At 42.3% G+C, this 20,480-nt stretch carries 23 protein-coding genes; 13 read left to right on the top strand and 10 right to left on the bottom strand.

Annotation, left to right across the window (positions count from 1 at the left end):
- The first annotated feature begins 25 nt into the window (after positions 1-25).
- Complete coding sequence (locus CHJ_RS13655) at positions 26-1,510, top strand: alkaline phosphatase (protein ID WP_317917925.1); 1,485 nt, start codon at positions 26-28, stop codon at positions 1,508-1,510.
- 45 nt (positions 1,511-1,555) lie between these two features.
- On the opposite strand, the gene CHJ_RS13650 is transcribed toward CHJ_RS13655, so the two are convergent.
- On the bottom strand, positions 1,556-1,807 hold the full coding sequence (locus CHJ_RS13650) for a DUF3624 domain-containing protein (protein WP_171752742.1): 252 nt from the start codon (positions 1,805-1,807) through the stop codon (positions 1,556-1,558).
- Positions 1,808-2,020: 213 nt separating this feature from the next.
- Between CHJ_RS13650 and CHJ_RS13645 the strand changes: the two genes are divergently transcribed.
- Both CHJ_RS13645 and groL read left to right on the top strand, forming a co-directional pair.
- Positions 2,021-2,311 carry a co-chaperone GroES gene (locus CHJ_RS13645; protein WP_171752741.1) on the top strand — a complete coding sequence of 97 codons (291 nt, stop codon included), beginning with the start codon at positions 2,021-2,023 and terminating at the stop codon, positions 2,309-2,311.
- A 72-nt stretch (positions 2,312-2,383) separates the two neighbouring features.
- Positions 2,384-4,030: a chaperonin GroEL gene (gene groL / locus CHJ_RS13640; protein WP_171752740.1), complete on the top strand. Its 1,647-nt coding sequence runs from the start codon at positions 2,384-2,386 to the stop codon at positions 4,028-4,030.
- Between the two features lie 473 nt (positions 4,031-4,503).
- Here groL and crp read toward each other — a convergent pair whose 3' ends face one another.
- The 5 genes from crp to CHJ_RS13615 all read right to left on the bottom strand — a co-directional run bounded on the left by crp (position 4,504) and on the right by CHJ_RS13615 (position 8,896).
- On the bottom strand, positions 4,504-5,136 hold the full coding sequence (crp, locus tag CHJ_RS13635; protein WP_171752739.1) for a cAMP-activated global transcriptional regulator CRP: 633 nt from the start codon (positions 5,134-5,136) through the stop codon (positions 4,504-4,506).
- A gap of 246 nt (positions 5,137-5,382) precedes the next feature.
- Positions 5,383-6,252 carry a phosphoribulokinase gene (locus CHJ_RS13630; RefSeq protein ID WP_317917924.1) on the bottom strand — a complete coding sequence of 290 codons (870 nt, stop codon included), beginning with the start codon at positions 6,250-6,252 and terminating at the stop codon, positions 5,383-5,385.
- A 69-nt stretch (positions 6,253-6,321) separates the two neighbouring features.
- Positions 6,322-6,534 (bottom strand): YheU family protein, encoded by a 213-nt coding sequence (locus CHJ_RS13625; protein WP_171752737.1) that lies wholly within the window; start codon positions 6,532-6,534, stop codon positions 6,322-6,324.
- Complete coding sequence (locus CHJ_RS13620) at positions 6,531-7,514, bottom strand: hydrolase (RefSeq protein WP_317917923.1); 984 nt, start codon at positions 7,512-7,514, stop codon at positions 6,531-6,533. The genes CHJ_RS13625 and CHJ_RS13620 overlap by 4 nt, the downstream gene beginning before the upstream one ends.
- Positions 7,511-8,896: a PLP-dependent aminotransferase family protein gene (locus tag CHJ_RS13615; RefSeq protein WP_171752735.1), complete on the bottom strand. Its 1,386-nt coding sequence runs from the start codon at positions 8,894-8,896 to the stop codon at positions 7,511-7,513. The genes CHJ_RS13620 and CHJ_RS13615 overlap by 4 nt, the downstream gene beginning before the upstream one ends.
- Before the next feature lie 127 nt (positions 8,897-9,023).
- Between CHJ_RS13615 and CHJ_RS13610 the strand changes: the two genes are divergently transcribed.
- Positions 9,024-9,620: a LysE family translocator gene (locus CHJ_RS13610; RefSeq protein WP_171752734.1), complete on the top strand. Its 597-nt coding sequence runs from the start codon at positions 9,024-9,026 to the stop codon at positions 9,618-9,620.
- A gap of 49 nt (positions 9,621-9,669) precedes the next feature.
- On the opposite strand, the gene CHJ_RS13605 is transcribed toward CHJ_RS13610, so the two are convergent.
- Complete coding sequence (locus CHJ_RS13605; protein ID WP_317917922.1) at positions 9,670-10,143, bottom strand: TIGR02444 family protein; 474 nt, start codon at positions 10,141-10,143, stop codon at positions 9,670-9,672.
- 14 nt (positions 10,144-10,157) lie between these two features.
- Positions 10,158-12,062, bottom strand: a complete 1,905-nt coding sequence (locus CHJ_RS13600) for an ABC transporter ATP-binding protein (protein WP_317917921.1) — start codon at positions 12,060-12,062, stop codon at positions 10,158-10,160.
- A 239-nt stretch (positions 12,063-12,301) separates the two neighbouring features.
- Here CHJ_RS13600 and kefG point away from each other — a divergent pair, with 239 nt between their 5' ends.
- The 5 genes from kefG to CHJ_RS13575 all read left to right on the top strand — a co-directional run bounded on the left by kefG (position 12,302) and on the right by CHJ_RS13575 (position 16,648).
- On the top strand, positions 12,302-12,883 hold the full coding sequence (gene kefG, locus CHJ_RS13595) for a glutathione-regulated potassium-efflux system ancillary protein KefG (RefSeq protein ID WP_171752731.1): 582 nt from the start codon (positions 12,302-12,304) through the stop codon (positions 12,881-12,883).
- A complete protein-coding gene (gene kefB, locus CHJ_RS13590; protein ID WP_171752730.1) occupies positions 12,867-14,663 on the top strand; it encodes a glutathione-regulated potassium-efflux system protein KefB in 1,797 nt (598 codons plus the stop codon). The genes kefG and kefB overlap by 17 nt, the downstream gene beginning before the upstream one ends.
- 42 nt (positions 14,664-14,705) lie before the next feature.
- Positions 14,706-14,906, top strand: a complete 201-nt coding sequence (locus CHJ_RS13585; RefSeq protein ID WP_317917920.1) for a YheV family putative zinc ribbon protein — start codon at positions 14,706-14,708, stop codon at positions 14,904-14,906.
- 111 nt (positions 14,907-15,017) lie between these two features.
- On the top strand, positions 15,018-15,614 hold the full coding sequence (gene slyD / locus CHJ_RS13580) for a peptidylprolyl isomerase (protein WP_317917919.1): 597 nt from the start codon (positions 15,018-15,020) through the stop codon (positions 15,612-15,614).
- Between the two features lie 89 nt (positions 15,615-15,703).
- On the top strand, positions 15,704-16,648 hold the full coding sequence (locus CHJ_RS13575; protein WP_317917918.1) for an isoaspartyl peptidase/L-asparaginase family protein: 945 nt from the start codon (positions 15,704-15,706) through the stop codon (positions 16,646-16,648).
- 90 nt (positions 16,649-16,738) lie between these two features.
- On the opposite strand, the gene CHJ_RS13570 is transcribed toward CHJ_RS13575, so the two are convergent.
- Positions 16,739-16,966, bottom strand: a complete 228-nt coding sequence (locus CHJ_RS13570) for a SlyX family protein (RefSeq protein WP_171752726.1) — start codon at positions 16,964-16,966, stop codon at positions 16,739-16,741.
- A complete protein-coding gene (locus tag CHJ_RS13565) occupies positions 16,966-17,943 on the bottom strand; it encodes a WD40 repeat domain-containing protein (protein ID WP_171752725.1) in 978 nt (325 codons plus the stop codon). Before CHJ_RS13565 ends, CHJ_RS13570 begins: the two co-directional genes overlap by 1 nt.
- A gap of 133 nt (positions 17,944-18,076) precedes the next feature.
- Here CHJ_RS13565 and fkpA point away from each other — a divergent pair, with 133 nt between their 5' ends.
- The 4 genes from fkpA to tusC all read left to right on the top strand — a co-directional run bounded on the left by fkpA (position 18,077) and on the right by tusC (position 20,480).
- Positions 18,077-18,862 carry an FKBP-type peptidyl-prolyl cis-trans isomerase gene (gene fkpA / locus CHJ_RS13560; protein WP_171752724.1) on the top strand — a complete coding sequence of 262 codons (786 nt, stop codon included), beginning with the start codon at positions 18,077-18,079 and terminating at the stop codon, positions 18,860-18,862.
- 171 nt (positions 18,863-19,033) lie between these two features.
- Positions 19,034-19,738 carry a transcriptional regulator gene (locus CHJ_RS13555; RefSeq protein ID WP_216613363.1) on the top strand — a complete coding sequence of 235 codons (705 nt, stop codon included), beginning with the start codon at positions 19,034-19,036 and terminating at the stop codon, positions 19,736-19,738.
- Positions 19,735-20,127: a sulfurtransferase complex subunit TusD gene (tusD, locus tag CHJ_RS13550; RefSeq protein ID WP_317917917.1), complete on the top strand. Its 393-nt coding sequence runs from the start codon at positions 19,735-19,737 to the stop codon at positions 20,125-20,127. Before CHJ_RS13555 ends, tusD begins: the two co-directional genes overlap by 4 nt.
- Positions 20,124-20,480 (top strand): sulfurtransferase complex subunit TusC, encoded by a 357-nt coding sequence (tusC, locus tag CHJ_RS13545; protein ID WP_317917916.1) that lies wholly within the window; start codon positions 20,124-20,126, stop codon positions 20,478-20,480. Before tusD ends, tusC begins: the two co-directional genes overlap by 4 nt.

Genomic DNA, 20,480 nt, shown 5'->3' with positions numbered 1-20,480 from the left:
AACATAATTAATTTGGAGAATATCAGTGAAAGGAAGTCATTTGTCCCTTGTTATGGGTGGCATTGTATTGTCACTATCTGCATGCAGTAATAGTGGTACAGGTAGCAGCCATTCTGTTGAAGTACCGCAAAAAAATGATGCTTGGTATAGCCAAGCCGAGAGCGATATTGAAAAAGCCAAAGCGACAAAAGCCATCGATAAACCTGCTAAGAATGTCATTCTGTTTATTGGCGATGGTTTAAGTGTCGGCACCATAACGGCGGCGCGTATCTTTGAAGGTCAACGTCGAGGGATGATGGGTGAAGAGTATAATTTGTCTATGGAAAGCCTCCCTCATGCCGCTTTGGTGAAAACCTACAATACGGATATGCAGATTCCTGACTCTGCTGGTACAGCCTCTGCAATGGTGACTGGTGTAAAAACTAAAGCGGGTACGCTGAATGTGAATGATAATGTTCAACGTGGCTTCTGTAACACGGCATTAGGTAATGAAGCGACCAGCGCATGGGAAATGGCCGCCGAGCGCGGAATGTCTGTGGGTGTTGTTTCTACGGCAAGATTAACTCATGCTACTCCTGCGGTTACCTACGCTCATAGCGCTGATCGTAACTGGGAACATGATGTGCCAAATATTGCTAAAAATCAGGGCTGCCAAGATATTGCCAGCCAGTTTATCCAGTTTGATAAGGGTGATGGCATTCAGGTTGCATTGGGCGGAGGACGACGCGAGTTCATTCCAAACGATATGATTGATCCTGAAGGTAAAAAGGGCAAACGTAAAGATGGCAAAAACCTTATTGCTGATTGGCAGTCTCGTTATCCGGAAGGCCAGTATGTCTACAACAAAGCTCAGTTTGACCAATTAGGTAGCGATACCTCTCGCGTATTGGGTCTGTTTGAAAGTAGTCATATGAAGTACGAAGAAGATCGACGTGACGGTGAACCTTCTCTAGCTGAAATGACCGCAAAAGCTATTGAGATCTTATCAAAGAATAAAGAAGGTTATGTGTTGATGGTGGAAGCCGGAAGGATTGATCATGCTCACCATGACGGTAACGCTAAGCGAGCACTTGCGGATACCATTGCTTTTGATGACGCAATTAAAGTGGCACTAGAGAACACTAACTTAGATGATACCTTAATCATTGCTACGGCAGACCATGCTCACACTTTAGTTATGAACGGTTATTCTCAGCGTGGTAACAATATTTTGGGATTATCTAAGTCTAAAGGTAAGTACAGTGTCGATAAGCAAGGTAAAAAATACACTACGTTAACCTATGGAAACGGACCCGGTGCAGTGGATGGAGCTCGTACAGATTTGACTCAGCAGCAGGTGACTCAATTGGATTACAAGCAGCAATCTTTAATTAAGTTGTCATCTGAAACTCACTCTGGTGAAGATGTTGCAATTTTTGCTCGAGGCCCGCAAGCCTATTTATTCCAAGGTGTCATCGAACAAAATTACATTTACCATGTGATGAATGAAGCGTTGAGCTTGGCGAAGTAGAGAAATCTATTTATTAAGCACCGACAGAAGTGAGCCGTTAATGGCTCACTTCTTATTTCGTTTTCGCATCGGAAAGATGACGAAACGGAACCACAAATGCAAAAACAACAAACCATTAAAAGCGAAACCCGCAAAGATTAGAGCTATAGATTCCACGCTACTAGGGTTCTCTTTGCAGGTAAACCACCACACCACCCAACATAATACCGACAGAGTAGTGAGCTGATCCATACATCGCTTGCAGCGGCCTATTTTTTGCCAGAACCAATGATTACCATTACAGATATTACAAGCCATATTTATCTTCGCCTGATAGAGATGTTTTTATTCTGAACCACTGCTTTTACTTAGGCAATGCAGTCAATCGATAAGATAAGGCAAAAAAGGAGATTCCTTTCACAAAAAAAAAGCGGCTCTGCCCTTGGTAAATATATTTGCGCCCCCACATCTCTGTCACAAGCTGATTAATCAGCACTTTCATTAAATAAACAATATCAGGAGAGAATACAGATGAATATTCGTCCTTTACATGACCGTGTAATCGTTGAGCGCCAAGAAGTTGAATCTAAATCTGCTGGTGGCATCGTGTTAACTGGCTCTGCAGCTGAAAAATCCACTCGCGGTACGGTAGTTGCTGTTGGCAAAGGTCGTATTCTAGAAAACGGCTCTGTTATGCCACTAGACGTTAAAGTGGGTGACGTAGTTATCTTTGCTGAAGGTTACGGTACGAAAACTGAAAAGATTGATGGTAAAGAAGTTCTTGTTATGTCTGAAAATGACATCATGGCTATCGTTGAATAGAAGTAAGCGTTAAGACATTCACTCTTAAACGACAAATTAAAGTAAAAATAGATTTTAGGAAAGGAAATCAAAATGGCTGCTAAAGATGTAAAATTTGGTAATGACGCACGAGTAAAAATGCTTGAAGGCGTTAATGTTCTTGCCGATGCTGTAAAAGTAACGCTAGGTCCTAAAGGACGTAATGTTGTTCTAGATAAATCATTTGGTGCTCCAACCATTACTAAAGATGGTGTTTCTGTTGCTCGTGAAATTGAACTTGAAGACAAGTTTCAAAACATGGGTGCACAAATGGTTAAAGAAGTTGCTTCACAAGCTAATGATGCTGCTGGTGACGGAACAACGACTGCAACAGTACTTGCACAATCCATTATTGCTGAAGGCCTTAAAGCCGTTGCAGCGGGCATGAACCCAATGGATCTTAAGCGCGGTATCGACAAAGCGGTAATCGCTGCTGTTGAAGAGCTTAAAACACTATCTGTTCCTTGTACTGATACTAAAGCTATTGCTCAAGTAGGTACTATCTCTGCTAACTCTGATGAGACTGTGGGTAACATCATTGCAGAAGCGATGGAAAAAGTAGGTCGTGACGGTGTTATCACTGTTGAAGAAGGCCAAGCTCTTCATGATGAACTAGACGTTGTTGAAGGTATGCAGTTTGACCGTGGTTACCTATCGCCATACTTCATCACTAATCAAGAAGCTGGTGCGGTAGAACTTGAAAGCCCATTTATTCTACTTATTGATAAGAAAGTTTCTAACATTCGTGAACTTCTTCCTACTCTGGAAGCAGTGGCAAAAGCGTCTCGTCCTCTTCTAATTATTGCCGAAGATGTTGAAGGTGAAGCTCTAGCTACATTGGTGGTGAACAACATGCGTGGCATCGTGAAAGCAGCGGCTGTTAAAGCCCCTGGTTTTGGTGACCGTCGTAAAGCAATGCTACAAGATATCGCGGTACTAACTTCTGGTACGGTTATCTCTGAAGAGATTGGTCTTGAGCTTGAAAAAGTAACGCTTGAAGATCTAGGTCAAGCTAAGCGTGTGACAATCACTAAAGAGAACACAACTATCATTGATGGTCTTGGTGAAGAAGAGATGATCAACGGCCGTGTTGCTCAAATTCGTCAACAAGTTGAAGAAGCGACATCTGACTACGATAAAGAAAAACTACAAGAGCGTGTTGCAAAACTTGCTGGTGGTGTTGCGGTTATCAAAGTAGGCGCTGCGACTGAAGTTGAGATGAAAGAGAAGAAAGATCGCGTTGAAGATGCTCTACACGCAACTCGTGCAGCAGTAGAAGAAGGTGTTGTTGCCGGTGGTGGTGTTGCACTTATCCGCGCAGCGTCTAAAGTTGTTGGCCTTGAAGGTGCAAACGAAGAGCAAAACGTAGGTATTCGCGTTGCTCTACGTGCAATGGAAGCGCCACTACGTCAAATCGTTGCTAACGCAGGTGACGAAGAGTCAGTAGTTGCAAACAATGTTAAAGCACGTGAAGGTAGCGACGGTTATAACGCTGCAACAGGTGAATACGGCGATATGATTGCAATGGGTATCCTTGACCCAACAAAAGTAACTCGTAGTGCACTTCAGTTTGCTGCATCGGTAGCAGGTCTAATGATTACGACTGAAGCTATGGTTTCTGATATGCCAGCTAAAGATGCTCCAGCAATGCCTGATATGGGCGGCATGGGTGGTATGGGCGGCATGCCAGGCATGATGTAAGCCAAGAGTTATTGATAGCGGTTTACCGCTGACAGTAATATTGTGAACAAAAAACCGAAGCTTTGGCTTCGGTTTTTTTATGCGGGGAATACTGATTTCTCAGCTGCGTTGTTATGAATAATGGTTTACTTTTTTGCTAAAAATGAGGTTTGTTGATTATCAAATAATTTGATTATAAAGTTATTTGATGGTCGATCTAAAGGTAATTATTTTTATAAATCAATAGCCTGTATGGTTTTTAAATCTGTCTAGACTGTCGTATCTGGTTTATGCTGGGAAGATTGTTACTGCAAATAGATCAGCTAAAATGAGTTTACTGTTAGGCTTTGGCTGCTAACTATCTATTCGCAGGGATCTAGATTGGTGATTAAAAATGGAAAAGAAATTTGTGATGGATACAGAGAGAAAGAGATGCCATAAAAAAACGCAGCAATAATGCTGCGTTTTTGGTGTTGTGCTTAGATTATTAATATCTAGCGCGTGCCGTAAACCACAATAGTTTTACCATGCGCAGAAATTAGGTTTTGCTCTTCTAGCATCTTCAGGATTCGACCTACTGTTTCACGAGAACAGCCAACAATTTGACCAATCTCTTGACGAGTGATCTTAATTTGCATGCCGTCTGGATGGGTCATTGCATCAGGTTGCTTGGCAAGGTTTAAAAGTGTTTGCGCAATACGTCCTGTTACATCTAGGAATGCAAGGTCACCTACTTTTTGGCTTGTAACCTGAAGACGGTTAGCCATTTGAGCAGAAAGACGCATTAAAATGTCTGGGTTTACTTGGATCAGCTGACGGAATTTCTTAAAAGAAATTTCCGCAACTTCGCAAGGGGATTTCGCACGTACCCAAGCGGTACGATCTTGCTCTTCTGCAAATAAGCTTAGTTCACCGATGAAGTCACCTTGATTTAGGTAAGAAAGAATCATCTCCTTTCCTTCTTCATCCTTGATAAGCACAGCTACGGAGCCTTTCACTATGTAATATAAAGTTTCCGCTTTTTCACCAGCGTGAATCAGCGTACTTTTGGATGGATATTTATGAATATGACAGTGTGAAAGAAACCATTCTAAAGTTGGATCGGTTTGAGGTTTACCTAGAACCATAATTATCTCACTATTTTATGCAGGGTCTGTTCAGCAGCGTTCCTTTGCTGCCTCGTCAATAAACTTTGCGGTTAGCATAGGTTTAATTATTCGAAGCTGCAAGCTACTTCTTTATCTATCGGTTAAGAATAGTATCCTTTTTTGCAGACGATTTCTTGATTTTGATCGCCCTGAATTTGTGATATGTTACGCAAAAATGTGCACATGATCACGGTATTAAAAGTAAACTAAAAGTTTGTACAATAATTAACCGATTTTGCCGGTTTCAATTAGCTGTTGCAATATCGGTCTAATGATTAGTTCCATTGCAAAGCTCATCTTTCCTCCGGGGATAACTAAGGTGTTATGCCTTGACATAAATGAGCCATCAATCATTGCTAGCAGGTATGGAAAGTCGACATTTTTCATTCCACGCAATCGAATCACCACAAAACTCTCATCAAGACTAGGGATACCTTTCGCGTTTAATGGGTTTGAGGTATCAACGGTCGGTACGCGCTGAAAGTTGATATGGGTACGGGAAAATTGAGGTGTGATGTAATTTAAGTAATCATCCATTGAGCGAACGATGGAATCGGTAACGGCTTCGCGTGAATGACCTCTATCACGAGTGTCTCGGACAAATTTTTGAATCCATTCTAAGTTAACTATGGGCACCATACCGATGAGCAGATCAACATGCTGAGAAACGTTAATGTCACCATCGACCACTCCCCCATGTAGGCCTTCATAAAACAATACGTTGCTCTTTTCTGGTAGATCTTGCCATGGAGTAAAGGTGCCTGGCATTTGATTGTAAGGGACCGCCTCATCAAATGAGTGTAAATAGCGCCTAACCTGACCGACACCTTCGTCACCATACTTTCTGAAAAATTTCTCTAAGGCTGGAAAGTCATTCGCCTCAGCCCCAAAGTAACTGATGTGTTTACCTTGCTCTCTGGCTTTGCGGATCTCTATATCCATTTCTGGTCGTGTAAAGCGATGAAAGCTGTCACCTTCAACCCAAGCTGGTTTGATATCCATCATACTGAACATCTTACGAAAAGCTTCAGATGTGGTTGTAGTACCAGCTCCTGAAGAACCTGTTACTGCGATAATTGGGTGTTTTGCTGACATGACATTCCTTGTCGTTATGAAGATCTGATTCTATTTTAGTCTATGGCATTAAAGTCGAACAATAAACAATCATAGTTCACGCTTTAGTTTTATATCCACACTTTCGTGAAGTTCAGAGAAAAGCACAACGGCTTCACCTTGTTGTAGTAAAAGATGTACTTGCTGAATTTTATCTTCCAACGTCGCTTCTTCAGTACCGTAGTCCGTTCCTTCTCTTAAGACGAACTCTTTGATTAAGTTTTCCAATGTTTCAGGAGCTATTTGTTGCCATGGAACAATCATGATCTCTCTTCTTGTAAGTAATGCTGATAATAGTATGGCAGGTAATCTTCCAACCAAAAGCTTGGTTTGTTAATTGTGCCGGTCATAAATCCAACATGACCACCATGCTGACATAATCGGTAATGAATATTACTGTTTAATTTGAAGTCAGGAATGACCTTCTCGGTCATAAATGGGTCGTCTTTTGCGTGAATTACCTGTAAGGGGATCGCCGTATTGTTGAGCTCCTTGATACCAGAACAGCGTTGATAATAGTCATTAGCATCGCTAAAACCATGCAGTGGTGCAGTAAGTTTATCATCGAAATCATACAAGGTTTTTATTGCTTGGATGTTTTTTGTGGTAATGCCAATGGCGTGATGCAGTTTGTGCTGTTTTTGAATGGCGTTTGCTTTCAACGAACTGAGTAGGTAATTTCGATATACCTTGGAGAACCCCTGTTCAATTCGTTGTGAGCATGCTGCTAGATCGAGTGGTGCAGAGACGACAGTCGCCGCGGAAAGCAGGGGCTGATGCTGATATTTGGCGAGATAGTTCACCAACATATTTCCGCCCAGTGAAATGCCTGTAGCTACTTTAATCTGGTGAGGGAATAGGGTATTGAGATGAGTGAGAAAAAAACGCGCATCTTCAACTTCTCCGGAGTGGTAAGCTCTTGCTAACCTATTAGGCCTGCCGCTACAGCCACGGAAATGCATCATGACCGACAACCAGCCAGACTGTGCAAATGCATTCATTAGGCCGTTAGCGTAAGGGCTATGAAAGCTACCCTCTAAGCCATGGAAAAGAACAAAAATAGGCTTATCCTTTGCTTGCTGGCTTTGCCAATCTTCGCTCCACGCTAGATCTAAAAAGTCACCATCGTCGGTCTCTATACTTTGCCACTTAGCTTGAAAAAGTGGTTTTTTTCGAATAAATCTTGGCAATATCGTCTGTATATGAGGGTTGCTCAGGCCGATAACTGGGTTAAATTGGCTCATAAATCGAAGTCACTAATCGGTGGCGATTGTAATAATTCTTGTAGTTTAACAAGACCTATTTTCATTTGCTGCTGATTTATTGGAGAACTTAGCGCAAGCCGAACTGCTGGAACGATGGCAGCGGCAGGGGGAGTGAACAGTTCTGCTGATTTTACGATCACCCCACAGCGTTTAGCTTGAGTGACAAAGTCCGTCAGTCGCCACTGTTCTGGTAAAGTTAGCCACATATGATAACAACTGGTTTGAAAACGCGGAGAAAACTCGCTTAAGTATTCAAGAGCTAATGCGAGTCGCTCTGCCATCTCTTTGCGAATTTCATTGACGATTAAATCATACTGTTTTGATTGAACAAGCTCACAAGTAAGTGCTGTCAGTAATGGACTAACCATCCAGCTGTGGTTTTGTAATGCAATACTTAATGGCTGGTAGAGTTTTGCTGGCGCGTGCAAATATCCTACTCTCAAACCGGGAGCCAAACATTTAGAGACGGCTCCGATATGAATAACTTGCTCCGGATCTAAATTAACTAAAGCAGGGGGTCTATCAATTGGCAATAGCCCGTTAACGTCATCTTCGAGAACGATTAAATTGTGTTTTTTGCATACATCGAGAATCGCTTTTCGTCGTTCTAGAGACATTATTGCGGTAGTCGGATTTTGCAGCGTAGGAGTAAGGTAAATAAATCGTGCTTGGTTTTGTCGGCAGGCTGAGTCTAAGGCTTGCGGCGTTATGCCCTCCTGATCCATTTCTACGCCTTTGATAGAAAGCTGCTTTTGTCGAGCTAAGCTAATGAGTCCGGGGTAGGTCAGCTTTTCCACTAGTATGGTGTCACCTGCTCTGGTAAAGGCATCAAGCACCATTTGTACCCCATGCTGAGCACCAGAGGTAAAGAGCATCTGTTGGCTATTCATATTGAGACCATTACTCGTTAGCCAGCCTGCAATTATCTCTCGATGGGAGTCGATCCCGGTCGGTTTTTGGTACAACATAAACTGGTTAAGTGCTTGTGGCGAACTGGTCACTGCATCTAAAGCATTTTTGATCATGTCACTACGATCAAGCAATGGTGGGATATTAAATCCGAAATTGCACTCGCCATTGTCATCTTGTTGGTCAAATGCCCAATAGACTTTCTGCTTATCAACAACAAATGTTCCTGCGCCGACTCGTGCTTCAACCAAACCTCTACGCTCTATCTCGGCATAAGCTCTTGTCACCGTTCCTACCGTAACGCCAATACTATCTGCTAATGCGCGGTGAGTTGGTAACTTATCATTTGATGTCAGTTGGCCAGACTCTATCTTGTCGGCGATGGCATCGGCTATCTGCTTATATTTTGGCGAAGACTCGTTATCAACAAGAGTGATATCTATGATTGTCATGGTGACAATAAATCCTTTGATCTTTATTTAGGCAATTGTTAAGGTCATTTTGTAACTGTAATGTAGAAAAATCAATAAATATTTGTAAATTGTATCGGTACAATTTAATTTTCAGGGAGAACTCTTTATGGAATGGCAATTTTTTATCTCAGTGGCCCTATTCGCCATTGTGATGACAGGAACTCCAGGGCCCAATAACGTCATGTTAACGGCTTCTGGTGCGAATTTTGGCTATAAAAAGACCATTCCTCATTTTGTTGGTATTGGCTTAGGCCTCATGAGCATGGTGATATTACTGGCTTCTGGTCTGGGAGTGGTGTTCCAAACTTACCCTGTCATACAAGAGATAATGAAATGGCTAGGAAGTGCTTACTTACTTTATCTTGCGTGGAAAATTGCTATGGCGGATAGCAAAACGAGTGATGACTCAATACAAGCAAAGCCCATGTCATGTCTACAAGCCGCGCTCTTTCAATATTTGAATCCAAAAGCGTGGATGATGATGGTCACTGCCATCGGATCATTCTCCCTTACAGGAGCAAATTATTGGTGGTCTATCCTATGTATCGCGGTTATTTTTTGGGTAACTCAACTGCATACCTCTTCGATTTGGGTTGGCTTCGGAACGCTTATTGGCCGCTGGTTATCAGGTGAAAAGTCGATGAGAAGGTTTAATCAATGTATGGGGACGCTAACGGCATTGTGTGTGGTGTTTATTTGGTAGTTTATCAACCGAAAACAGAGACACACTGTTGATGGAGAAATAAAAAAGATCAGTCAACCCGAGTGAAAGCGGAGTAGAGATATTCCGCATTAAGTTGCTGACAGTAATCGTGCGTAAGAGAAAGAGAGCTGCTGTCATTGGTGTTGATGGCATAAATATTAAGTTCATTGATGCAATCGACGAGATCTGATTGCTGCTGTTTCTCTAGCAGTAGTTCAAATTCTAGCGATTCACGATATAGAGAGCTAGGAAGATACGCTTTGGCTTTTTTACGCATTTCACGATATTGCTGAAGTAAGTTTTCGGTGCTGTGCAGGCAGTGTTGCACTGTTTGCCAGTCAGTTTGTTTAAAGGTGAAGCCTTGTTCATCTAACCATTTAAGGGAAAGCAGCAAATTGACGTTACCGTGATGCTTATTCTGTAGTGATAAACACGCTTCTTTAACTCCTTTGACACTGTAATACTGCAAACTAAATTGCCATAGACGTTCTATAGTCAGTGAGAAAGAAGCGGGTTTTGTCATTAATTGTTTATATCCTATTCCATCTGCTCTAGGCTTTCCTGAACATCCATCCATTCCATTTCTACTTCTTCAAGTTCTGATTTTGAAGAAGCTTGAAGCGCCAGTACCTGATTAAGTTTAGCTTTATTTTCATCTTGGTACAGTGACGGGTCGGATAATTCTTGCTCAGAAGAGGATAACGCTGCAGAGAGCTTATCCATCTTTTTTTCTAGTTGTTGCAGTTTCTTGCGTAATGGTGCGGTCTGTTTTCTTAACTCAGCTTCACGTCTCTTCTGTTCTTTTTTTGCTGCGGCGCTGTTGCTGTTCTCTTTTGTACTGACGTTTGGCTGAGCTTCTCGTTTCTCAGCCTTATTTTGATCTGTTAGCCATTTATAGTAATCCTGTAAGTCACCATCAAATGGCGCAACTTGACGATCATGAACAAGATAGAGATCATCCGTAGTCGCTCTTAATAAATACCTGTCGTGACTGACGATAACCATCGCGCCTTCAAAGGTCTGCAGTGCCATCGTAAGCGCTTGACGCATATCTAAATCTAAGTGGTTGGTCGGTTCATCAAGCAGTAGTAAGTTGGGCTTCTGCCACACAATGAGTGCCAATACTAAGCGAGCTTTTTCGCCACCGGAAAAAGGAGCGACTTTATCCAAGGCTTTATCACCAACAAAACCAAAGCTACCAAGGTAATTACGTAACTCTTGCTCCGTTTTTTGAGGGGCAATTTGCATCATATGCTGCAAAGGCGTTTCTTCTGGATGCAAGGTTTCTAACTGGTGCTGAGCAAAATAGCCAATTTTCACCCCTTGAGAATAGGTGAGTTCACCACCTTTGGCGTTTAACTCGCCAGACAGTAACTTTATTAAGGTAGATTTACCGGCACCATTTCGACCAAGTAAGCCGATACGGCTGCCGGGAACGAGATTGAGTCGAATCTTCTCTAATATCAGGTTATCGCCATAGCCGGCATAAACCTCGTCCATCATTAAAATTGGATTAGGTAACGCGGACGGCTCTCTAAATTCAAAGCTAAATGGGTTATCAAACTGAGCTGGCAATACCTTTTCCATCTTCTCAAGCGCTTTAATACGGCTTTGAGCTTGGCGCGCTTTAGACGCCTTATAGCGGAAACGATCAATATAGCTTTGCATGTGCGTCATCTGCTTTTGCTGCTTTTGATACATGGCTTGTTGTAATATCAGCTTTTGCGCACGTTGGTTTTCAAAGGATGAGTAGTTGCCTGTGTACTCATTCATTTTTTGATTTTCTATATGAACAATTCGAGAAACAATAGGATCGAGAAAATCTCGGTCGTGAGAGATCAAGATAAGCGTACCCGGATAATTTTGTAGCCAGCGCTCAAGCCACATAACGGCATCTAGATCTAAGTGGTTGGTTGGTTCATCGAGAAGCAGCAGATCAGAACGGCATAGTAGAGCTTGTGCAAGGTTTAGTCGCATTCTCCAGCCACCGGAGAACTGGGTTAAATTCCAGTTCATCTGCTGCTGACTAAAACCTAAACCATTAAGTAGCTCCGCAGCTCTAGCTTGAATGCTATAGCCGCCAATGGTTTCAATTTTTCCGTGAATCTCGGCGACTAAAGTGCCGTTGTCGGCAATTTCTGCTTGTTCAAGTTCTGCTTCTAACCGGCGGTACTCTCTGTCACCATCGACAACATAATCTAACGCTTCTCTTTCAAGTGCTGGGGTTTCTTGTGCAACCCAAGCCAGTTCCCAGTGTGAAGGCTGTTTAAACGTACCAGCATCAATGGATAGTTCGTTTTTCATTAATGCGAATAAGGTAGACTTTCCACAGCCATTTTTTCCCACTAAACCCACTTTATCACCGGGGTGAATGGTGGCTGATGTTTGGTCTAGTAGTGGCTTTCCACCACGCAGTAACTGAATATCTGAGAACGTAATCATAGAAATCTTTTTTGAGAGAATTGAATTTAACGCGGGAATATTAGGCGTTATAACAGTAAAAGTCGATTATTAACGAATTTTGTACAACAAAGAGCCGCCAGTATAGTCTCCTTGAGGTTAGTGAAGCTTATAAGATATGATGAGTGTTACATAATCATAACAACAATGAATTAAAATAGCGTGTTTAGCCCCAATGAGTCGCTTGATTGATAGAACAATACAGGGAGATAAGTTAAAGAATGAATAAGCCGGTTACATCTCCACCACGCATTTTACTGATTTTTGTTCATCCTGAACTCGATTCATCTAAAGCTAATAGTGTGATGCTGAAAAAGGTACAAGATCTCGAACACGTCACTGTTCATGATTTATATGCTGAATATCCAGACTTTTTTATTAATGTTCAGCGAGAGCATCAACTGCTTCTTTCCCATGACATTATTGTATTTCAACATCCACTCTTTATGTATTCTTGTCCCGCGCTATTAAAAGAGTGGATAGATAGAGTATTAGGTAAAGGCTTTGCCTTTGGTGATAGTAGCCAATTAAAAGGCAAATATTGGCGTTCGGTTATCACGACCGGAGGGGCGGAAAAAGCGTTTGCCGCATCTGGCTATAACAAATATCCGATGGAAGAGATCTTACAGCCTTTTGAATTGACGGCCTCTTTGTGTCGGATGACATGGATAGAACCATTAGTACTGCATTGGGCACGGAATATTTCTGATATTGAACGCTACCAGCACGCAGAGAGTTATCGTTTATGGTTACAAAACCCGTATGCTCAGCAAGGAGAGGTTATTAATGGCGCTAGCGAATGATTTTTTAACCAGTAGCGTTGTTTTTCTCTCCGCGGCGGTGGTTGCGGTTCCTCTTGCGCAGAGAATGGGATTAGGTTCTGTACTTGGCTATTTATTAGCAGGTGTGGCTATAGGCCCGTGGGGCTTTGGTTTAATTGATGATGTGGATGCCATACTGCACTTTTCTGAGTTTGGTGTGGTGTTGTTGCTGTTCTTAATTGGATTGGAGTTAAACCCTAAAAAACTGTGGCAGATGCGTAACCCCATATTAGGGCTGGGTGGGGCACAAGTATTAATAACCACAGCCATCATTAGTGGTGTATGTTTGCTCTTCTCTGTTAGCTGGCAAAGTAGCTTGGTAGTGGGTATGGGGCTAGCGCTCTCTTCTACGGCCATAGCATTAAGAGTAATAGAAGAGCAGGGGTTAGCGGGCAGTGAAACTGGCCAGTCAGGTTTTGCTGTATTGCTGTTTCAAGATATCGCCGTTATTCCTATGCTAGCGATCTTACCTTTATTGGCAGGGGCTGGTGGAGAAGGTGACTGGTTCGATTCTATTACCACTATAGTCTCTATAATTGTGCTGCTGATTGGCGGTCATTTTTTACTTCGGCCTCTGTTTCGTTATGTTGTGATGAGTGGCGTTCGAGAGCTGTTTACTGTTGCGGCTCTATTACTGGTTATTGGTATCGCCGTCTTTATGCAGAAACTCGGGTTATCTATGGCATTAGGCACATTTTTGGCGGGTGTATTGCTTGCCGAAAGTGAATACCGACACGAGTTAGAAGTGTCGATAGAGCCATTTAAAGGCTTGCTCCTAGGGCTCTTTTTTATTGCTGTCGGTATGGCAGTTAACTTAGGGCTTCTTGCTCTGCATCCTCTGGAAGTGATTACTGCCGTCATTGCATTGGTCGCGGTTAAAAGTATGGTCTTGTATGTACTGGCTCGCCTATTTTCGATTCGAGCAAAAGCGAGAAGTCGTATGGCCGCTATATTGAGCCAAGGGGGAGAGTTTGCTTTTGTACTGTTCACGGCAGCACAAGCGGAAAATATATTAGATGCAGAATTAAGTGCTTTTCTGCTGGTTGTGGTGAGTCTATCCATGGTCACAACCCCGTTATTACTGATAGCACAGGAAAAATGGTTTACAGCCACCATTAACAGTTCTAATGATGCGAGTGGCAGTGATGTTATTAATCGTAATCCTAGAGTTATCATTGCCGGTTTTGGTCGTTTCGGTCAGGTTATTGGCCGTTTAATGTATGCCAATAAAATTCGTATTACGGTATTAGAAAGTGACCCTAGCCAAGTTCAACTATTAAGAAAATATGGCTATAAAGTATTTTATGGTGATGCCAGTAAGCTTGATCTGTTAAGGGCGGCAGGTGCAGAGAAAGCAGAAGCACTGGTTGCTTGCACAGATAACCCCGATGAAATATTGGAAATAGTCAATATATGCCATCAACATTTCCCTCATTTAAAAATTCTTGCTCGAGCAAGAAGCCGAGTAGAAGCATACCAACTGCTTAATAATGGTGTGCCCAACTATTCACGGGAGACCTTTTTAAGTGCTCTGGATCTAGGAAGGCAACTTTTAGTGGAGCTAGGCATGCACCCCTATCAGGCAAAAAGAGCAGAAACGTTTTTTAATAAGCTCGATACAACTATGTTAGAAGAGTTGTTACCACTGCATATGGACGAAAAAAATCTTGCTCAGCGTTCAAAAGAGACAAGAAAAGAGTTAGAAGAAGTATTTGGTCGGGATATGGAAAGTGATAATCAGTCCAATAATCATTGGAAGTGATTGAGTCTGAATAAACAGAGATGTGGTTAAAGGAAAGATAGCGTGAACATAAAAAAAAGATTTATAGCGGGCGCGGCATGCCCTAAGTGTGCTGCTCAGGATACCTTACGCTGGTGGGTTGAGAACAATATTGAGTTAGTTGAGTGTGTAGAGTGTGGTCATACAGATAAGAGAAAACCTAGCACAGTTCAAGAATCTGAACATGCGGAGCAGGATTTAATTGGCATTTTTAAGCCAGAGTAATTGAGTTTCAGCAAATGATCCCCATAATAATGTCAACTCGGTTTTCGAGATAAAATAGTTTTCTTGGTTTACTGAACCTCAAGCCAAGCTTAGATCTCTTTTGGAGCAAAAATGAATATTGAAAAGAATGTAGTAGTAAGCCTTGCATACCAAGTAAAGCTTGAAGATGGTGTTGTCGTTGATCAAGCAACTAATGAAGCTCCACTAGATTATCTTCATGGTTATAATAACCTAATCACAGGTCTAGAAAACCAACTTGAAGGAAAAGTGGCTGGCGATAAGTTCTCAGCAACTATCTCTCCTGATGATGCTTATGGTGAACATAATGACGCGCTTATTCAACGTGTTCCAGCAGATGTATTCCAAGGCGTTGATGAAATTGAAGTGGGTATGCGTTTTCTAGCTGATACAGACCAAGGCCCAATTCCTGTTGAAGTGACAGAAGTCGATGGCGATGAAGTGGTGGTTGATGGTAACCATATGCTAGCGGGTCAAACATTAACTTTTGATGTTGAAGTTATTGCGACACGCGCTGCAACAGAAGAAGAAATTGAGCATGGTCACATTCATAAAGAAGGTGGTTGTGGCGGTCATGGTCACGATCATGAAGGCGGTTGCTGTGGTGGTGAAGGCCATGGCGAAGGCAAAGGAAAAGAAGACGGCTGCTGCGGTGGCGGCGGTAACGGCGGTTGTGGCTGCTCACATTAATTGCCAAAAGAGCCTTCCTGTTGGAAGGCTTTTTTCTTTCTGTTTACTTAGAATCTTCATCAAGGAGACAGGCTTAGTCCTGAATAATCATGTCTAATTCACCATTCTCCATCGCTATTCATGGCGGTGCTGGCACCATATTAAAAGAAAAGTTGACGAAAGAACTGGATGAAGAGCTGCGTCAGGTTCTTAAAAATTCGGTACTTGCAGGCCATACATTATTGCAGCAGGGACATGACGCGGCTGATGCGGTCGTTGCCGCAGTAAAAGTGTTAGAAGACAGTCCTCTGTTTAATGCAGGCAAAGGGTCGGTACTGACACACAATGAAATGGTCGAGATGGATGCGTCGATCATGCATGGGAGAGAGATGATGGCAGGAGCGGTCTCTGCTGTTCGTCATATTAAAAACCCCATTGTTCTTGCGAAAGATGTTATGAATAACAGTGAGCATGTTTTTCTTTCGGGTGAGGGCGCGGAGCAATTTGCGTTTGAGCATAGCCATGATTATGTCGAACAAGATTACTTTTTTACCGAGCGACGTTATGAACAACTTCAATCAATGAAGAAGAAAGGGATGTTTGCCCTTTCTGAATCTCGTTATCCTGATGATAATAAGTACGGTACCGTTGGCGCTGTAGCATTAGATAAACAAGGTAACTTAGCTGCTGCCACAAGTACTGGTGGCATCACCAATAAGAAATATGGCCGAGTTGGTGACTCTGCAATTATTGGTTGTGGCACGTTTGCGGAAAATAATAATGTCGCGATTTCAACAACGGGTATGGGTGAGTATTTTATTAGAAAAACCGTCGCTAGTGATGTCGCAGCACGAATGCGTTATTTGGGCGAAGATGTATACACCGCCAGTGAAGTGGTGATCCAAGGGGATCTTAAGTTGATGGGAGGGGAAGGTGGATTAATTGCCCTTGATGCACAAGGTAATATACATAATGCCATGAACAGTTTAGGTATGTACCGAGCAAGTGTGGATGTGAGTGGTCAACTGGACGTGAAGATATTTGTCGATGAGTAGAACAACGCATGCTAGCTTTTGAAGCATAAAACCCCATGTTCAATTGATGGCAAAACGTTAAGCTTACGAGCCTAACTCTTGTTAGGCTGATTAATAGTGAGGAGGAGGCGTCTCTTCTGATGCGTCTGCAAGGTTGGATGTGTCCATATTTTTCACCTTGCCAGCGACATATTTCATCTGCTGCTGCATTTTGGAAATAAGCAACTGTTGTTGGCTTAATGCTTCATTGAGTTCATCGATCACTTGCTCTTGAAAAGCAAGCTTGCATTCAAGATCGTCCATTCGGCTCATGAGTTGTGATTTGGATAATTCGGTCATTATTCTATTTTCCATGCTTGGGCAATACCCGCTGATGTTGCAGATATCACTCTATTTTGATGATCAAAAGCGGCATCATACACGACTGCGCGAGGAGGACGAGTATCTTTTAATGGTTCAACTTCCCAGCCATCGAGACTTTCTCCGGTTTTAGTATCCCAAAGCATGACCCTACCTGCTGGCGAGCCAGTGACTAGATAGTTGCCATCTGTTGAAAAACGAGCGGTTGAGAAGACTAACTGACGTGAAAACGATTTAAGTTCAGTGATCTTCTTTCCGGTTTTTAGATCCCAAATAAAACTGTCTTTTGCGCCATCAGAGGTAAAAGCAAACTTGCCATCTCGATGCAGCGCCACCCGATTTATCCTTGCATTGTGCTTAAATATATAGCGGGCTTGGCCTGTTTTTGTATCCCAGAAGTAGGCGTTGTAATCATTACCTCCTGTTAACGCGAACCGACCATTAGACGATATTGCCACGGTATTGACTTTTTCTCTGTGGGCAAGGAACTCTAAGCGGCGTCCGGTGACTAAGTTCACGTAGATAGCTTTACCATTAGATAAACCGAGTAATACTTGCTCTCCATTACTGGCAATATCTATATCGCGAATTAAGCCATCTGAAATTGACCAAAGTCCTTCGGCTTGTGCCCATGACAGGTCCCAAACTGCGAAATTTAATTGAGTTGCTGTAACCGCAAACTGTTTATTGTCAGAAATACGAATATGTGAAACGGTATTTCCTTCAGGATCTTGTTTTCCTAATGCAGCCAGCTCTTCGTTTTGTAGTAGGTCCCAGAGAACTAATTGGTGCTCTTTAGAATAAAGCAAAGCAAACCGGGCATCGCGGCTTAACGCAAAGCTTGTGGTTCCTTTTGGCTCAATTTCCCAGCGTTGATCATCATTGTTGGAATAAAGACAACCAGTTAACAAAGTGATGACAAAGCTAGTAATTATAATGTGAGAGAATATACGCATCTCAATTAACGATTCCGGTTTGTGTCTTAGGGTATATTCCTAGTATATTGATACAACAGACTATTTGCACACATAGTGTTAATTTAAGTGGTGTAAAACAAAAAATGGCAGCGCCATTATATTGGAGAAGTAAATGAAACCTTTTTTTAAAGTGTCTCTACTAGCAGCAACCGTTATGCTTGCAGTAGGTTGTCAGAAAGAAGAAGCCCCAAAAGTAGAAGAAGCAGCAAAAGTAGAACAAGCAGAAAGTGCAATGGTGTTCAAAACCGATGATGATAAAGCGGCTTACGCTATCGGTATTTCATTTGCGAACTATTTAGAGAGCAGTTTAGTGCAGCCAGCTGAAATTGGCGTTGTACTAGAAAAAGAAATGGTACTGAAAGGTATCGAAGACGCATTTTCTGAAAAAGCGGCGCTAACTGAAGAAGAAATCAAAGCAACGTTGGCCTCTTTGGATGAACGAGTAGCAGCAAAAATAGAAGAACAAGCAAAAGAGAAACAAGCGCTTACAATTAAAGCTGGTGAAGACTTCCGTGCTGAATTTGAAAAGCAAGAAGGTGTGGTTAAGACAGACTCTGGTTTGTTGTATCAAGTATTAACACCTGCTGAAGGCGATAAACCCGCTGAAACAGACACAGTTGAAGTGCACTATGTCGGTACACTTACCGATGGGACTAAGTTTGATAGTTCGTACGATAGAGAACAGACGGCTACTTTCCCTCTAAACCGCGTTATTCCTGGTTGGACGGAAGGTGTTCAACTTATGCCTGTAGGTTCTAAGTTTAAGTTTGTTATTCCACCAGAGTTGGCTTACGGTCCTCAAGACACGCCAACTATCCCGGGCAATTCTACCTTGGTATTCGAAGTTGAGTTGATCGGCATCGACAATGGTGAAGTGGCTGAAGCCGTTACACAATAATGAATTAACGATTAATCTCGTGGATAAAAAGCTCGGTTTTTCCGAGCTTTTTTTATAGGCAAAAACAGCAGAGTTGATCTTTAACGATGCGATGCTCAAATTTTCTGATAAACTTGTAACAAATTATTGATTTATAGTCAGAGGCTGTTAGTTGTGACAACATCAGAAGTGATGCATGCAGATGCATTAATGGAGATAGAATCCATTGTAGTAGAGCCCTTTAGTGAGCACGATCTTATCATCTTGCAATCCTATGAGGCTGTTGTTGATGGTTTGGCCGGATTAATTGGCCCATTTTGTGAAATTGTCCTCCATTCATTAGAAAGCCTGGATACATCCGCAATAAAAATTGCCAATGGTGAGAATACTGGACGTAAAGTGGGTTCTCCTATTACAGACTTAGCACTAAAAATGCTGAGAGATATTGAAGGCTCGGAGCGTAACTTTTCACGCGCTTATTTCACGCGAGCGAAAGGTGGTGTGCTAATGAAGTCTATTACTATTGCTATCCGTAATGGTAATCAGCGAGTTATTGGTCTGCTATGTATCAACATCAATTTAGATGCGCCTTTCTCACAAGTATTACAATCATTTATGCCGACAGAAGAAGCAAAAGAAGCCGCTTCTTCAGTTAACTTCGCTAGCGATGTAGTAGAACTGGTTGATCAAACCGTTGAACATACTATTGAAGATATCAATGCCAATAAGTCGGTTTCAAACAATACTAAAAATCGCCAAATAGTGATGGAGCTTTACGACAAGGGTATTTTTGATATCAAAGATGCCATTAACCGTGTTGCTGATCGTCTTAATATTTCGAAGCACACCGTTTACCTCTATATTCGTCAGCGTAAAACAGAGGATGGCGAAAAGTGAGTTTAAGCTACACCTTGCTGGTTAATGGCGCTGTTTATGGTTCGCAATCAGCAAGGAATGCCTATCAATTCGCCTGTGCGCTAATAGAAAAAGGACATCAACTCGATTTGGTGTTTTTTTATCAAGAAGGAGTCAATAATGGCTCCAGCCTTGTTGTTCCTGCTAATGATGAATTTGATCTTACTGCGGCATGGCAAGCATTAGCTTCTCAACACAATATTCGCTTAGAAACCTGTGTTGCAGCTGCATTGCGCCGTGGTGTAATAAGTTCTGAAGAATCGAGTTTACATCATCGAGACCATTACAACCTTGCCGACGGCTTTGCTCAAGCTGGGTTAGGTAGCCTTGCTGAAGCGCTTATCTCTCAAGACAGAGTGGTGCAGTTTTGAATAATATAGCCTTTGTATTTCGAACCCATCCTCATAGCTCTAGTCAAGGACGTGAAGGATTAGATGCCCTTTTGGCAACGTCGGCTTTTAGTGAAGATATCTCTGTATTTTTTATTGCAGAAGGGGTTACTCAGTTAGTGGCGAATCAGCAAACCGACGGTATTCTCTCGAGAGACTATGCCGCAGCATTTAAGCTGATGGAACTGTACGACATTGAAAATGTGTTTGTTTGTCGCGATTCTCTGTTAGAACAAGGTATCAACGATCTGCCATTGTTGCTTCCTGTTGAACGATTATCCAAAGCAGAGATAGCCGATAAACTGCATCACTGCGCTAAACTTCTCTCTTTCTAA

It is taken from the genome of Vibrio sp. MACH09, from assembly GCF_033238805.1.
In the GTDB taxonomy this organism is placed as follows: domain Bacteria; phylum Pseudomonadota; class Gammaproteobacteria; order Enterobacterales; family Vibrionaceae; genus Vibrio.
Note: the sequence above shows the minus strand (reverse complement) of the source record. Positions and strands in the feature narration are given on the sequence as shown.

What these genes read in the sequence shown, in the direction of transcription:
- CHJ_RS13650 (WP_171752742.1), bottom strand. Translation starts at nt 1,807, where the DNA reads ATGGCTTGTAATATCTGTAATGGTAATCATTGGTTCTGGCAAAAAATA.
- CHJ_RS13645 (WP_171752741.1), top strand. Translation starts at nt 2,021, where the DNA reads ATGAATATTCGTCCTTTACATGACCGTGTAATCGTTGAGCGCCAAGAA.
- groL (WP_171752740.1), top strand. Translation starts at nt 2,384, where the DNA reads ATGGCTGCTAAAGATGTAAAATTTGGTAATGACGCACGAGTAAAAATG.
- crp (WP_171752739.1), bottom strand. Translation starts at nt 5,136, where the DNA reads ATGGTTCTAGGTAAACCTCAAACCGATCCAACTTTAGAATGGTTTCTT.
- CHJ_RS13630 (WP_317917924.1), bottom strand. Translation starts at nt 6,252, where the DNA reads ATGTCAGCAAAACACCCAATTATCGCAGTAACAGGTTCTTCAGGAGCT.
- CHJ_RS13625 (WP_171752737.1), bottom strand. Translation starts at nt 6,534, where the DNA reads ATGATTGTTCCATGGCAACAAATAGCTCCTGAAACATTGGAAAACTTA.
- CHJ_RS13620 (WP_317917923.1), bottom strand. Translation starts at nt 7,514, where the DNA reads ATGAGCCAATTTAACCCAGTTATCGGCCTGAGCAACCCTCATATACAG.
- CHJ_RS13615 (WP_171752735.1), bottom strand. Translation starts at nt 8,896, where the DNA reads ATGACAATCATAGATATCACTCTTGTTGATAACGAGTCTTCGCCAAAA.
- CHJ_RS13610 (WP_171752734.1), top strand. Translation starts at nt 9,024, where the DNA reads ATGGAATGGCAATTTTTTATCTCAGTGGCCCTATTCGCCATTGTGATG.
- CHJ_RS13605 (WP_317917922.1), bottom strand. Translation starts at nt 10,143, where the DNA reads ATGACAAAACCCGCTTCTTTCTCACTGACTATAGAACGTCTATGGCAA.
- CHJ_RS13600 (WP_317917921.1), bottom strand. Translation starts at nt 12,062, where the DNA reads ATGATTACGTTCTCAGATATTCAGTTACTGCGTGGTGGAAAGCCACTA.
- kefG (WP_171752731.1), top strand. Translation starts at nt 12,302, where the DNA reads ATGAATAAGCCGGTTACATCTCCACCACGCATTTTACTGATTTTTGTT.
- kefB (WP_171752730.1), top strand. Translation starts at nt 12,867, where the DNA reads ATGGCGCTAGCGAATGATTTTTTAACCAGTAGCGTTGTTTTTCTCTCC.
- slyD (WP_317917919.1), top strand. Translation starts at nt 15,018, where the DNA reads ATGAATATTGAAAAGAATGTAGTAGTAAGCCTTGCATACCAAGTAAAG.
- CHJ_RS13575 (WP_317917918.1), top strand. Translation starts at nt 15,704, where the DNA reads ATGTCTAATTCACCATTCTCCATCGCTATTCATGGCGGTGCTGGCACC.
- CHJ_RS13570 (WP_171752726.1), bottom strand. Translation starts at nt 16,966, where the DNA reads ATGACCGAATTATCCAAATCACAACTCATGAGCCGAATGGACGATCTT.
- CHJ_RS13565 (WP_171752725.1), bottom strand. Translation starts at nt 17,943, where the DNA reads ATGCGTATATTCTCTCACATTATAATTACTAGCTTTGTCATCACTTTG.
- fkpA (WP_171752724.1), top strand. Translation starts at nt 18,077, where the DNA reads ATGAAACCTTTTTTTAAAGTGTCTCTACTAGCAGCAACCGTTATGCTT.
- CHJ_RS13555 (WP_216613363.1), top strand. Translation starts at nt 19,034, where the DNA reads ATGCATGCAGATGCATTAATGGAGATAGAATCCATTGTAGTAGAGCCC.